Origin of the sequence: Paenibacillus sp. PL2-23, from assembly GCF_040834005.1 — a bacterium.
Taxonomy (GTDB): Bacteria; Bacillota; Bacilli; order Paenibacillales; family Paenibacillaceae; genus Pristimantibacillus.
Genome location: NZ_CP162129.1, coordinates 1,687,679 through 1,701,114, shown reverse-complemented (window position 1 = coordinate 1,701,114; position 13,436 = coordinate 1,687,679). Strand labels below are relative to the sequence as shown.

Sequence of the window (13,436 nt, the reverse complement as noted above, 5' to 3'; positions counted from 1 at the left end):
CGTTTGCCACACTTCCATCCTACTCCTTTTCAGCTTATAATGGAATTGCTTATTTTTTATAATTTCTTATAACAAAATGACATAAGGAGTCTTCCACATGTACGAGGAGCTTCACGTATTCACCGTAATCGTCGAGCAATCCAGCATGAATAAGGCGTCAGCCCTGCTGAATCTGTCCCAGCCCGCCCTGTCCCGCAAGCTGGCCAAGCTGGAGGACGAGATCGGGACGCAGCTGTTCCGGCGCGTCGGCAAGCGGCTGGAGCTGACGCGTATCGGCCAATTAACGTATGAATACGCGCTGGAGCTGAGGCAGCTGCATCGCAGCTACATGCAGACTGTGTCCGAATTTACGGCGACGGGCAGAACCACCCTGACCATCGGGGCCAGCTTGACGACGCTGCAGACGACCTTGCCTGATCTGATTCAGCAGCTCACCTCGACCCATCCCGAATGCGATATCAAGGCGGTCACGGGCAAGACGCATGAGATCATATCTTATGTACGGGAGCATCGTGTCGATATTGGCATCATCGCCTCCAGCATCGACGATCCGACGCTGCGCTGCGTGCCGCTCTTCGACGATCACCTGCTTCTTGTGCTGCCGCGCAATCATCTGGTGACGGACAAGGGCAGCCTGCACATTGATGATTTGAATGGTCTGCCGATGATTATGTTCTCCAAGGGCACCTGGTACCGCATCTTGACGGACGAGCTGTTCGAGAAGCACCGGATCTCACCCGACGTGCGGATGGAGATTGACTCCTTCGAAGCCATTCTGCGGCTGCTTCATACTTGCCGCGCCGGCACTTTGCTGCCCAAATCGTATATGCGGGATCAGCTGCTGGAGGACAACGAGCTGATTGCGGTGCCCATCCGGGAGCTGGAGGAAGCGAAACGGACCACTTCGCTCATCCATATTCCTCCCGCCTCATTAAGCCCAGCCGTACGGCAATGCATCAATGAAATTACGGCAAGATTTCATTAATACCATTATTGCCATATCGACGGCCGCAAATCCTGCCGCGCGATATTTGCTTTGTCCCATGTGAGGATGGATAATTTCGCCATTGATGTGATAAGGTAGTGTAAGACTGTTTATCATAACGAGCTGAGGTGAATGAATGAACGAGCTTATTAAAAGGAATGAATGGAAAAAGTACGGGATAGCAGCAGCCATCCTCGTGATCATTTTTACGGTTATACAGATTGTGCCCTCCATTCAAGCCGTCATCAACAATCCATACGGAAACAACGTCATAGCGAAGTCCGCAGCTGTGCAAGCCGCAACAGCATTTGCCGCTGAGCAGACAGGCCTGAAGGTCGAGGCGACGCGAGTCGTGCACCAGTCCGACAAGCTGCTGGCCGGCTACCTGGCCAAGGAAAAGCTGATGGAGGACTTCGAGAAGCAATATGACAGGCATTATCCCTTCGATACGTTCCAGGTTAACCTGGACATGGGAGACAACGGCGATTACGGCTTTGTCTATGTCCATATGTTCACGAATGAGATCATCGCCTGGAGCTACTACCTGGAAGGAGAGGGGCTGGACGCCAAGGAGACGCAGCTGCTGCTGGAGCAGCAGTGGAACGGGGCGGCTTCGCCAGCGCCGAGCCTGACATTCGATGGCATAGGCGAGAATGACGATTGGACCTTTAATGGGCAAGGCGTCAGCATCGGGGAAGCCAGCTTGTCCGTAGAGGCCAATGCCCAGCTGCTTGAAGGGGGGCCAGTCCTGACGAAGTTCAAGCCTGCTCTCGCTGTTCCGGACGACTACATCCGCTATGTAGAGAAACAGGATAAGCTTGCAGGCTGGCTTAGCGGCATCGGATACGGCTTCATGAGCTTTGTGCTTGGGGTGCTGGCCATTATTTATGCCGTGCTGTACCGAGGCTGGACTTCGTTTACATACGGCATCGTATTAACCGTTGTCTTTTTTATCACGTATATCATCATGAATCTTGGCATTATGGACGGCATCGTTGCGACTCAAGGCGAAAGCGGCAGCGGCGACGGCCTTCTCGTCATATCCGTCATCATCACTACCATCGTGCTGACTGTCATCATGGCCGCCTCCGTCTATTTCTCCATCGTTGCGGGCGATGGCTTGTGGAAGGCGCAGGGCCGCACATTATGGCCTAGAGTGAAGGATGCCGGGTTCGGCGATTACATCTGGCGGAGCGTTGGACTGTCCTATTTGTTCGCGGCCATCCTGCTGGGCATCCAGCCGATTCTCTTCCTGGCGCTGGAGCTGGTGATCGGCACCTGGGGCGCCACGGATGTGGCGATGTCCCCGTACAACATGAGCGTGCTGTGGCTGATGCCTGTGCTTGCTTGGGCAGCGGCTATATCGGAGGAGGCGGTGTTCCGATTCTTCGGCATCGGCTTATTCCGCAGATGGTTCCGGCATACGTTCGCGGCGACTCTGCCGCCTACACTGTTCTGGGCGCTGGGCCATGTGCTCTACCCCTTCTATCCGGCTACGACCCGGCTGTTCGAGCTGATGATCATCGGCCTGCTGTTCAGCTTTATATTTGTCAAATACGGCTTCATCACCGCCATGTTCACGCATGCCATCTTCAACAGCGTTGCCGTAGGCAGCTCGCTTATGCTGGTGGGCGGAGCGGCCAATCTTACGTCGGCCGTCTTCTTCATTCTGCTGCCCGTTCTTATCGCGTTCGTGCTGCGCCAATGGAGCAATAGAAAAAGGATGAGCCCAACCTATTAGGTCGGCTCATCCCTGAGAGCTGCAATTATTTCACCGGCAAGCTTGTCGCCGATAGAGAGAGGCCTGAAGTCTTCGACGGAGGCCTCTCTTATTTTTTTGAGCGAGCCGAAGTGCTTCAGCAGCGCCTTGCGCCGCTTCTCCCCGATTCCAGGAATGCTGTCCAGCTTCGACTCCACCATGGACTTCGCTCTTTGCTCGCGGTGGAACGTAATCGCGAAGCGATGCACCTCCTCCTGAATGCGCTGCAGCAGATAGAACTCCTGGCTGTCCCGCGGAAGCGGCACAATCTCTGCCGGATCGCCCGTCATCAGCTGGGCGGTCTTATGCTTCGCATCCTTCACGAGACCGCATACCGGAATGAACAGCCCCAGCTCATTCTCCAGCACGTCAATCGCCGCAGCGATTTGTCCCTTGCCCCCGTCTACGATGATGAGATCCGGCCTCGTTAAGCCCTCCTTCAGCACTCGCTCATAACGCCGCCGGACAACCTCCCGCATTGTCTCATAATCATCCGGTCCCTCTACCGTCTTCACCTTGTACTTGCGATATTCCTTGCGGTCCGGCTTGCCGTCCGTGAAAACGACCATCGCGGAGACGGGGTTAGTGCCCTGGATATTGGAGTTATCGAACGCCTCGATGCGCTTCACGGCTTCAAGTCCCAGCCATTCCGCGAGCGACTGTGACGCCTTGACGCTGCGCTGCTCGTCCCTCTCGATCAAACGAAATTTTTCCTCCAGCATGACACGCGCGTTGTCCAGCGCCATGCTGACAACCTCGCTTTTGCGCCCGCGCTGCGGCATAAGCACCTTGATCTTCAGCCAGCTGTGCAGCGAAGCGATAACCTCCTCCTCATGCTCATCGTCCTGAACGGGCGGATGAGGCAGCAGAATCTGCTTGGGGAGCGCCGGATTATCGCTGTAATACTGGGTGACGAACGTCATAAAATCATCGTACTCCTCCCCGTAATAAGGGAACGTCGTACCGTGACGCTCAATGATTTTGCCCTTCCGCATGTATAGAATTTGCACGCACATCCAGCCCTTGTCTACCGCATAGCCGAAGATGTCGCGGTCCATCGCATCCGTCATCGTAATTTTCTGCTTCTCCATAACGGCGTCGATCGCAATCAGCTGATCGCGGAACTCCTTGGCCCGCTCGAACTCCAGCGCCTCCGCGGCCGCTTGCATCTTGCGCTCCAGCTCCGCCTTCACGACATCCTCGCCGCCGTTCAGAAACTTCGAGATTTCGGAGATCATCCCGTCATAGGTGGATGGCTCCACGTCGAATTCGCAGGGCGCCACGCATTGCCCCATATGGTAGTACAAGCACACCTTGTCCGGCAGCGTGTTGCATTTGCGAAGCGGATACAGCCGATCCAGCAGCTTCTTGGTCTGCTGAGCGGCGAACGCGTTGGGATACGGGCCAAAATATTTGCCTTTATCCTTAACGATCCGTCGCGTCACCTCCAGCTTGGGATGCTTTTCATTGGTTATTTTAATATAAGGAAAGGTTTTGTCGTCCTTGAGCAGCACGTTGTATCGGGGATGATGCTGCTTGATCAGGTTGCACTCCAGGATGAGCGCCTCCATATTGCTGGAAGTCACAATAAATTCAAAATCAACAATTTCCGAGACAAGCCTCTGCGTCTTGCCGTTATGGCTGCCTATAAAATACGAACGGACCCGATTCCGGAGCACCTTCGCTTTGCCTACATAAATAATGACGCCGTCCCTGTTCTTCATCATATAACAGCCCGGCTTGTCCGGCAGCAGGGCTAGCTTATTCCGAATTCGATCCTTGGCCGCTTCGGCTTCGCCGGCCCGTTCGTTATCTGTCTGTTCCGCCATTTGGGACCTCCTTCCGGTACCATACCGACCTGCTCACATTTTAGCACACTCAGGGCAGGATTTGTCTTACTATGTCTTTACATTTGTTCGTCAGTTTGGGTATACTATTGAAAGAATATAGAGCGTATGCTTACGGCGAATTGTTGCCCTGCAAGCCTTGAAGGAGGACGTCAACCGATGGAGAATGTTAGAGACCCGCGCGAGCATTATAACGAAGAGCCTCGCCATGACTTGATGGATGTTGTTTTCGGTTTCGGCGGCATGTTGATTTTCATGACCGTTGTATTCGCAGCTGCGGTTATTGTGAAATTCATTATCTCCTAACAGGAGAAACAAGAAGCTCCGCGCCTCCCGGAATTCCGGTTGGCAGCGGAGCTTTTTTTTAACTATTTGGCGATAAATCCTACATCTAAACGCGGTCGCTCATCTTTGAAAGGCCTCGATAGATGATTTCTCATGCTTTAGCGCCTCGTTTGTTTTCACCCGTCACCATAACCGTCTGGACATAAGGCCGAATCCGGTCCATAATACGCTGTCCCTTGTGCAGCTCATCCCCGTCCTTGCTCGTGAAGCTGAAATGCCTCTCCAGCGCCTCCAGATCATAATTAGAGGTATAGAAGGTCGGCTTGCGCTCCATCCTGTAGTTCAGAATGGCGCCAAGCACATGATCCCTCACCCATGGATTCAAGTTTTCCGCTCCAATATCGTCGAAGATAAGCAGATCCGTCGATTTCATCATCTCGACCGTTTCCTTCAGCTTCGCTGGCTCGTGCATAAGCGCCTTCAAATCCTCTACGAAATCCGGCATATAGACGATAACGCCCGAGAACCCCGCCTTCGCCAGCTCCTGCAGCAAATAACACATCAGGAACGTCTTGCCTGTGCCGAACCGGCCGGCCAGATACAAGCCTTGCTGGGCAAGACCGGACTCGCGGGTGCGATCGATATAACGAAGCACCTGCCCGACAGCCTTGGCCCTCTCCAAATCCTTGGTCAGCATCTCATCTGGCGAATACACTCTGCGCAGCGCGGCGTCATCCACATAGAAGCTTCTAATCCGGCTTCGGATGGCATCCTCCGTCTGCCTTGCAAGATATTTTTTGCAGGATACCTTGCGGTCGTACATTTGAGTCTGGCCATGAACCGTCTCAGCCGACAACACCGTATAATGCCCCTCGTAGTCGTTCGGGCAGGCGCTGAGACCTGGACAGTTCGAACAGCTGCGATATTCCTTCACATATTGATAGACGCGATTCAAATTAAGCCGGATGGTGGCTTCGTCCACCTCCGGATGCTTATCCATAAACTTGACAACAAGCGGATCCTTCATCAGCTCCGCCAGCTTATTGTCCGCGTTTTCTGACCATGACCGGCCCCCCGGCCAGGACTTCAGAAGCTCGCCCAGCGATTCCATGTCTCTTCCCTCCCGCTTCTACGATTTGCCATCCAGCTTTCTTGCCAGCCTGCGGAGCTCCTCAAGCTCGTCAGCCGATACCGCTCCCGTCCCCTGATCCTCTTGCACAATGGGTATGGATGGCTTGCGCGCTGCGCCCCGCTGTCCAGTCCCCGTCCGTCCGCCGGACCTACCGGTATAGCCAGACGCTCCGCCCGGCTGCCCTGCGTCCCTGCGGCGTTCCTTCGCCTGCTCCACAGCGGCTTGCTCCCGCACGTATTGAACCGCCTTCTCGAATGTATTGACGCCCTTCATCAGCATATTCGAGGCTACAGTATCTATAAAGCTGCGAGTTACGCGTGCGGAATCCGTCCCCCCCAGCACATAATGGACAAGCACGTTAATAACCGGACCCTCCAGACGGTAATTCAAATCGATTCTCTCGAACAGATTATCCAGCCAATCCGGCACCGCTCCAGGGAAAAATCGCTTCAGGAAGCGTGTATGGGGCTCGTTGCGCATCAGCATATTGTATTGCTGAATGTCGCAGCGCCCCGTAAGAGCAGCTGGCACAGGCAGGTAATCCTGCTCCCTTACCTCGAACTCCTCGCTGGGATCATCCTCCTGCAGGGAAAGGGAAGCTTCATTCTGCCGAACGGCTGTCTGAGCCAGAGTGCGCTGCCGCTCGCCATCCCGCTTCTTGTCCTGCCTGTACAAGCCATTAGCCCGCAGCTGAAGCTCATCCATATTCAATTCGCCAGTGGACGCGAATACGCCGTCTTCATCCAACAGACGGCAGACGCTTGCGGCGGATAAATGATATTTGTACGCGACATAGTTGATTTGGGCCATGCTTTCCATATCGTGACGCAGCTTCTCGACGTGGGGCCGATTGGCCGAGCCCCGCGGAAATCGGAGAATAAGCTCCCCATAGGAGATGCCCGCAGACGCAGGCTCCGGCTTAGCAGCCGACTGCCTGGACGGCGCAACCTCCATCAAAGCCTGCTCAAGCTCCGAATCAAAGGATTGCATATTAAGCTTGAACAGCTCATAGAACGGCACCGATATATTCTCTTTCTCCAGCCTGGCGTCCGCCAGCTCGTCAGGCTCGTTGGCTCCGAAGGACTCTCTGAGCGCGATCACCGCGTATTTGCCTATCTTATCCCGCAGCAGCATCGCCAGATGCATATTACGGAAAAACTCCGAAGGCGACAGCGGCTGCGACAGCTCATATTCATAGATGACATCGGGATGATCAGGACCCCCGAGTCGCGAGGAAGCCAGCAAGCCCACAGCCTCCAGCTTGGAGGTCTGCTCCACTACAAAACGGCGGCTTTTCTCATTCATCTCAAGACCAAGTCCAAGAAAAAGCTTGCGATGAGGCTCCAGACCGGAATAACCAGCCTTGTCCTCTGCTATACCGTGATACAGCTGCTGATATAAGGAAATGGCGAACGCGCCTATCATAGGCTGATAGATGAGCGAAAGCATCTTATAGTCCAGGCTGCTGAGTGAAAAATCACGGAATATGTAATAACGGTGATGCTCTGTGAACTGCATAATATGATTGATGCGCATCGCACCGACTCCATCCTTAGCTGTCTTTCTATCATTCTAGCACAATTCGGCACAAGAATGGTTATCCCGACAAATAGAAAAATCCCCCGTTAGAGGGATTTCTGCTCGTTCTATGTATGACCTAGAACATCTTGTAGCCGCCCTTGCGCAGCGCGCGAATCGCCCAGCCGCTAACGTAAGCGCCGATCATCGCGCCAATAATAGGGATATAATAAATAATCGTGTAATCGCCGATATTATCAAGCGTAGGCCTGGAAGCGTCATCCCATGGCGACCAGATGGCAAGGCCAATTAAGACGATAAAGAACAGCACCATCGGAAACCAGGTCGTCTTCAGCAGCATGTTCAATATAAAGCCAATCCCGAACATCATGACGAAGAACAGCACTGTCGCTACGCATGTCTGGATGATATATACAACTAAATCCGGCATTTCCATACTCCTCTCAAGCTTAAAGCGCGTCCGCTGTACATTTTTAGTTTAATGAAAGCGACAATTGAAGTCAATCAGCATAGGTGATTTGTCACAAGTCCGACATTTGCTCAATGCCCGGCCTTTAGCTACAATAATAGGAGCTTAATTGCAGCGACAAGCCTATAATCTCCGCCAATTCGTCAAACCGAAAGGAGCAATATCAATCATGAGTGAAGCCGCACAAACGCTGGAGGGCTGGTATTCCCTCCATGATTTCCGCAGCATCGACTGGACGGCATGGCGACTTGCCGACGAGAGCGAGCGTCAACGCGCTCTGGACGAGCTAACCGCCTTCTTGAAGCAATGGCATGATGTCGAGGAACGCAAGGAAGGCAGCACGGCTGTATATTCCATTGTGGGCCAGAAGGCAGACTTCGTATTTATGCACCTGCGCGAGACCCTGGAAGAGCTGAATGAAATCGAAACTGCCTTTAACAAAACGACCTTTGCAAGCTTTACATATCCCGTGCATTCCTATGTCAGCATTGTTGAGCTCAGCAACTATATGGCCCAGCCTGGCAGCGATCCCATGCAGAACCCGGAGGTCGTCGCGAGGCTGAAGCCTATTCTGCCGAAGTGGAAGCATATTTGCTTCTATCCCATGAACAAGCGCCGCTCCGGAACGGACAATTGGTATATGCTGAGCATGGACGAGCGCAAAGCGATGATGCGCAGCCACGGCATGATCGGCCGCCAATACGCCGGCAAGGTGAAGCAGATTATTACCGGCTCCGTCGGCTTCGACAACTGGGAATGGGGCGTCACGCTGTTCGCTGAGGACGCGCTTCAGTTCAAGAAGCTCGTATATGAGATGCGATTCGATGAAGTCAGCGCCCGCTTCGGAGACTTCGGCGACTTCTACGTCGGCAATTTCCTTGACGCGGACAAATTCCATACCCTGCTCTCCGTATAACCCAATAAGAGCCGCCCTCCAGACGTTGAATCTGTCTGAAGGGCGGCTCTTTTATGGAATCATATAGGGTTATCGTTCGTCTTCCTCGTCCAGCTCTGCAGCAGCCTGCGCTTTCGCTTCCAAATATTCTTGGGTCGCCTTGTCTCTCGCTCTTCCCTTATCCTTCAGCCTCTCGATGGCTGGCTGGATCAGAAGATCGATTTCCTTCTGCACGGGATAAGCCAGATCGTGACGCATCTGCGATTCCAGGTATGAACCAACCTCGATCAAGGCGTTGTAACGATCAAGCTCGTCTCGGGTCAACAAGCCGCGGACTTGAACGCTGCAGTGTCTCATTACAGGAATTTACCTTTGCGCAGCACAAGCGGAATACCGCCGATAATAAACAGGTAACGAATGTCGATCATCTTTTTGAGCCAAGCGGCTACGCGGCCCTTGTATTTTTTGCCGAACGCGATACCGATTGCTTCGCCTTTGCCCAAGGACGCAACCGTTCCTTTGTTGGAGAACACAAACGTCTTAAGCGGCTGGTTGCGGATGGAAGCGACCAGGTTATGCGCGCACACAACACCTTGCTGCATCGCAATCTGCGCTGTCGGCGGATAAGGACGGCCTTCCTCGTTGAACATCAGGGAGTTGTCGCCAACGATGTAGATGTTCTCGCTGCCAGGGCAGCGCAGGAACTCGTCAACCTTCACGCGTCCGCGCATGGTCTCGAAGCCGGCTTCCTCAATGAGACGGTTGCCGCGGATACCGCCGGTCCAGATAACCGTCTGCGACTTAATCTCTTCGCCTTCGCCTACAACAACGCCGTCAGGCGTACATTCTTTGATGGCCGTTCCGATGCGGAACGTTACGCCTTTTTTGGTGAGCACATCCATACCATATTCCACAAGCTCCGGATCGAAGCCAGGAAGCGCGGTTGGAGCCGCTTCGATGTTGTAGATTTTCACGAGGGCAGGATCTACGTCGAATTGCTTGCACAGCTCAGGAATACGATCGGACAGCTCGCCTACGAACTCGATGCCCGTGAAGCCCGCTCCGCCTACGATAAACGTCAGGTAGTCGGTACGATGCGGCTCGCGCTTGAAGCGAGCGAATTGGTATTCGATATGCTCGCGGATCAGGCGAACGGAGTTGATGCTGCGGATGTTCATCGCGTTCTCCGCAAGACCAGGAATGCCGAATGTCTCAGGCTCGCCGCCAAGGCCGATAACCAGGTAATCGTAAGACAGCGTTCCGTCCTCAAGAATGACCTTCTTGTCTTGCGGGCGGATTTGAACAACCGTCGACTTCACGAAGTCAATCTTGAATTCGTCGATCAGCTTGGAGATGCTGACGCGAGCGTTCTCCGGATTGTCTGTGCCTGCAGCAGGCATGTGCAGATGCGTCGTAATATAGTGGTAGTCATGCTTGTTCACCAGCGTAACGTCCGCTTCGTTGTAGTTCAATTCCTTCTGCAGTCGAAGCGCCGTCAGCACGCCGCCGTAGCCAGCGCCGAGGATCACAATTTTGGGTATGTTGCTCATCGTTGAATCCCATCCATTCCTATTTTTTCTTTTTGATTTGGCGATATGAATATGCCCGCGGTCAGCGGGTTCGCTTAACAAACAATAATAAACGGCTTGTTGCGAGCGTCTCGACAGCTTGTGAAAAATTACACAAACCGAACCATAAAATAATGATTACTATAGAGTCTGCTCTTGAATAAGTATTATTATCACAATATGCAAGAAAGCCGCATTCTGAGACAAATCGACAAGGCTCGTCAGCTTCTCTCAAATGCTCCAATCTATCATATACATCAGACATATTACAGACTTTTTATGAAAAGTTCAAGAGTATTTTATACGAAAAACTTTAGAGTCCTGCACAATTCGAATATTTCCATCCACGGATTCCTAAGCTTATAATGAATATCGTAACCACTACACGCGGGAGGTGCACTTGGTGACAAACGCGCAAGGTTCTAACGAGATGGTCGATCTTGCTATTATAGGAGGCGGACCCGCAGGCATGTTCGCGGCGTTCTATGGCGGCATGCGCCAGGCGTCCGTCAAAATTATTGAAAGCATGCCGGCGCTGGGCGGTCAGCTCGCGGCGCTCTACCCTGAGAAATACATCTATGATGTTGCTGGCTTCCCTAAGGTAACGGCGCAGGAGCTCGTGGATCGGCTGAAGGAGCAGATCAGCTTATTTCAACCCCAGGTTTGCCTGGAGGAGAAGGTTGTTCATGTCATCAAGCGGGATGAAAGGCTGTTCGAGGTCGTAACGGACAAAGGTGCACACTTCGCCAAAGCCGTTATTATTACTGCAGGGGTAGGAGCGTTCGAGCCCCGTCGTCTGGAGCTTGCCGAAGCCTCGCGATTCGAAGGCCGCAATCTGCATTATTTTGTCGGGGATTTGCAGCGATTCAAGGATCAGAACGTACTGATCAGCGGGGGCGGCGATTCCGCGGTGGATTGGTCGCTTATGCTGGAGCCCATTGCGAAGAGCGTCACGCTCATTCATCGGCGTGATAAATTCAGAGCACATGAGCACAGCGTCCAGAATCTGATGAATTCTAGCGTCAAGGTTATAACTCCAGCCGAAATCACGGCCCTGCACGGGGATTCCGACATTGCCAAGGTCACCTTGACTGATGTCAAAACAAAGGAAGAGACTCTGCTTGAGGTGGATGCCGTCATCGTCAATTTCGGCTTTGTCTCCTCGCTTGGCCCTATAGCGGATTGGGGTATTCACATTCAAGGCGGCTCCATTGTCGTCGATACAAGAATGGAGACGAATATACCGGGCATATTCGCCGCCGGAGACATTACGACATATCCCGGCAAGCTCAAGCTGATCGCTGTCGGCTTCGGGGAAGCGCCCACGGCCGTCAACAACGCCAAGGTGTACATTGATCCCACTGCCAAGCTGTCGCCTGGACACAGCAGCAATTTGAAGCTCTAATCGCATGCCCAGCGGGCAATAAGGGTAACCTAACCTTGGTTCACACGATCTCCATCACTTGAATCCAGGGAGGGTTACCCTTATGCTTTGTCCGTTATGCAACGGCCTTGCCTCCTATCAACAGCTCTGCTCAGCCTGCGGCGGCGAGCTGATGGATTATGGACGTTCATCCGATTGGACGGGACCTTACGAGCCTTACGAGCCGCTTACCAGCCAATCGCCGGCCAGCGCAGCGTTGTCTATTTCTTTAGAAGCGGTTTGCTGCCACGTCTTTTATTGCGGGGTCTGCGATCGTTCTATGGAGGTTGATCTCCAGCAATGGGAGAGTGGGTGAAATCAAACGTCGCATCGGCTATGCCGTATGCTTATGTGATGATAACTCGACGCCTCTTCGCTTCAGCTCATCCGCCAGCATCCGAATAAATTCCGGCTCCAGCTTGTATTCGATGGCAGCGTAATACGTATCAGCAAGAAGCTCGTCCGACAACTGATCCATCATCATCCCTCCACCTTTTCATATTCCTTGAATACGTATTTTACAGTTTTTAGTGTAGCACGCCATTTAGAACCGAAACAACAGCCCCTGCTATGCACAGCCCGCTGTGGATACCTTGTGAATGGCATGTGCATAAAACGTAAAAATACGGAAATATTCGGGTGGATAATGTGGATATATTTATCCACATCCTGTAAATACACCCGTAACCATAAAAAACTTTGATGGATCTCTCTAAATCTATTAACGAAATATTTTAATGGCATTAAAAAGAAGCCTGCGCTTTATCAGCGTAGCAGGCTCCCTTTTGTCGAGGCCGCATGTGTCAATGCGGCCGAGTATTCACCTCAAAAATCCAAATTCTGCCCCTTCGGTCAATCCCGTAATCAAACCCTAGCTGCGATATGCCGGGGTACCTCTGCTCCAGAACCCTGGTCGCGATAACGGTAAGCTCTCTCATCTTCCGTTTCTTTTCCTTCACATGTGCGCGGCCCAGCGACGCGCGGATGCCTTCGCCCGCCAGCACCATGTCGCCCCCTTGGCTCAGGTTCGTGACGAACAGCCCTCGTCTGGCGATTCTTCCAACAAGCGCGCGGTATTCCCATTTGCCGAAGGCCTTCACATATTTCACCCGATAATCAATAGGCCGGCCGTTCACCCGCGCCAGATCGATTCCTTGCTGGATCAGATATTTCCGTCTCCCCGTCCGGCCTCGCAGCGCGTTAACGAGCTTGTCGAATGCATCGAATCTATTAGTCAGGTCACGATGCGTCAACGCGTAGCCCTCTGCGGACCTCGTTACCTTTATCACACCGCTTCCTCCGGAACCAACAATGGGCTTAATGACAACAAAGCCATGCCTATCCAGCATGCGGCGCAGCTGAGCCGGTGAATAGCGGATTGTCTCCGGGATGTGGCCGGCAAGCACGGGATGGGAGAGCAGCGCTGCCGTCTTGGTCCACTTGCTGGCCAGTTGCCTTCCCGCGTGATCAGCCATGACGATCCATCTCCTTTCCATTCGCCATATCCATATAGTGTATGACGAATGGAGGGAGG

General features: G+C 53.1%; 14 protein-coding genes. 6 read left to right on the top strand and 8 right to left on the bottom strand.

Annotated features, from left to right (window positions below):
• The first annotated feature begins 97 nt into the window (after positions 1-97).
• The gene (locus AB1S56_RS07275) at positions 98-985 is read left to right on the top strand and encodes a LysR family transcriptional regulator (protein ID WP_340871447.1); all 888 of its coding nucleotides are present in this window, start codon (positions 98-100) and stop codon (positions 983-985) included.
• 136 nt (positions 986-1,121) lie between these two features.
• Positions 1,122-2,726 (top strand): CPBP family intramembrane glutamic endopeptidase, encoded by a 1,605-nt coding sequence (locus AB1S56_RS07270; protein WP_340871448.1) that lies wholly within the window; start codon positions 1,122-1,124, stop codon positions 2,724-2,726.
• On the opposite strand, the gene uvrC is transcribed toward AB1S56_RS07270, so the two are convergent.
• On the bottom strand, positions 2,723-4,573 hold the full coding sequence (gene uvrC, locus AB1S56_RS07265; protein WP_340871449.1) for an excinuclease ABC subunit UvrC: 1,851 nt from the start codon (positions 4,571-4,573) through the stop codon (positions 2,723-2,725). The two genes, AB1S56_RS07270 and uvrC, sit on opposite strands and share 4 nt — an antisense overlap.
• A 177-nt stretch (positions 4,574-4,750) precedes the next feature.
• On the opposite strand from uvrC, the gene AB1S56_RS07260 reads away from it, so the two are divergent.
• Positions 4,751-4,897: a YqzM family protein gene (locus tag AB1S56_RS07260; protein ID WP_340871450.1), complete on the top strand. Its 147-nt coding sequence runs from the start codon at positions 4,751-4,753 to the stop codon at positions 4,895-4,897.
• 130 nt (positions 4,898-5,027) lie between these two features.
• On the opposite strand, the gene dnaI is transcribed toward AB1S56_RS07260, so the two are convergent.
• From dnaI to AB1S56_RS07245, 3 genes are all read right to left on the bottom strand, one after another.
• The gene (gene dnaI, locus AB1S56_RS07255; protein WP_340871452.1) at positions 5,028-5,987 is read right to left on the bottom strand and encodes a primosomal protein DnaI; all 960 of its coding nucleotides are present in this window, start codon (positions 5,985-5,987) and stop codon (positions 5,028-5,030) included.
• 18 nt (positions 5,988-6,005) lie between these two features.
• Positions 6,006-7,544 (bottom strand): helicase DnaB, encoded by a 1,539-nt coding sequence (locus AB1S56_RS07250; RefSeq protein ID WP_340871453.1) that lies wholly within the window; start codon positions 7,542-7,544, stop codon positions 6,006-6,008.
• Positions 7,545-7,665: 121 nt separating this feature from the next.
• A complete protein-coding gene (locus AB1S56_RS07245) occupies positions 7,666-7,977 on the bottom strand; it encodes a YuiB family protein (protein ID WP_340871454.1) in 312 nt (103 codons plus the stop codon).
• A 208-nt stretch (positions 7,978-8,185) separates the two neighbouring features.
• On the opposite strand from AB1S56_RS07245, the gene hemQ reads away from it, so the two are divergent.
• Positions 8,186-8,932, top strand: a complete 747-nt coding sequence (gene hemQ / locus AB1S56_RS07240) for a hydrogen peroxide-dependent heme synthase (protein ID WP_340871456.1) — start codon at positions 8,186-8,188, stop codon at positions 8,930-8,932.
• Between the two features lie 69 nt (positions 8,933-9,001).
• On the opposite strand, the gene AB1S56_RS07235 is transcribed toward hemQ, so the two are convergent.
• Together AB1S56_RS07235 and AB1S56_RS07230 are read right to left on the bottom strand one after the other, a co-directional pair.
• The gene (locus AB1S56_RS07235; RefSeq protein WP_340871457.1) at positions 9,002-9,268 is read right to left on the bottom strand and encodes a hypothetical protein; all 267 of its coding nucleotides are present in this window, start codon (positions 9,266-9,268) and stop codon (positions 9,002-9,004) included.
• The gene (locus AB1S56_RS07230; RefSeq protein ID WP_340871459.1) at positions 9,268-10,461 is read right to left on the bottom strand and encodes an NAD(P)/FAD-dependent oxidoreductase; all 1,194 of its coding nucleotides are present in this window, start codon (positions 10,459-10,461) and stop codon (positions 9,268-9,270) included. Before AB1S56_RS07230 ends, AB1S56_RS07235 begins: the two co-directional genes overlap by 1 nt.
• Positions 10,462-10,909: 448 nt before the next feature.
• Here AB1S56_RS07230 and AB1S56_RS07225 point away from each other — a divergent pair, with 448 nt between their 5' ends.
• Together AB1S56_RS07225 and AB1S56_RS07220 are read left to right on the top strand one after the other, a co-directional pair.
• A complete protein-coding gene (locus AB1S56_RS07225) occupies positions 10,910-11,884 on the top strand; it encodes an NAD(P)/FAD-dependent oxidoreductase (RefSeq protein ID WP_340871478.1) in 975 nt (324 codons plus the stop codon).
• Between the two features lie 82 nt (positions 11,885-11,966).
• Entirely contained in the window at positions 11,967-12,218 is a 252-nt protein-coding gene (locus AB1S56_RS07220; RefSeq protein WP_340871460.1) for a hypothetical protein, read from the top strand.
• Between the two features lie 18 nt (positions 12,219-12,236).
• Here AB1S56_RS07220 and AB1S56_RS07215 read toward each other — a convergent pair whose 3' ends face one another.
• Complete coding sequence (locus tag AB1S56_RS07215) at positions 12,237-12,386, bottom strand: sporulation histidine kinase inhibitor Sda (protein ID WP_340871461.1); 150 nt, start codon at positions 12,384-12,386, stop codon at positions 12,237-12,239.
• A 319-nt stretch (positions 12,387-12,705) separates the two neighbouring features.
• The gene (locus tag AB1S56_RS07210) at positions 12,706-13,377 is read right to left on the bottom strand and encodes a YheC/YheD family protein (protein ID WP_340871462.1); all 672 of its coding nucleotides are present in this window, start codon (positions 13,375-13,377) and stop codon (positions 12,706-12,708) included.
• Positions 13,378-13,436 lie beyond the last annotated feature (59 nt).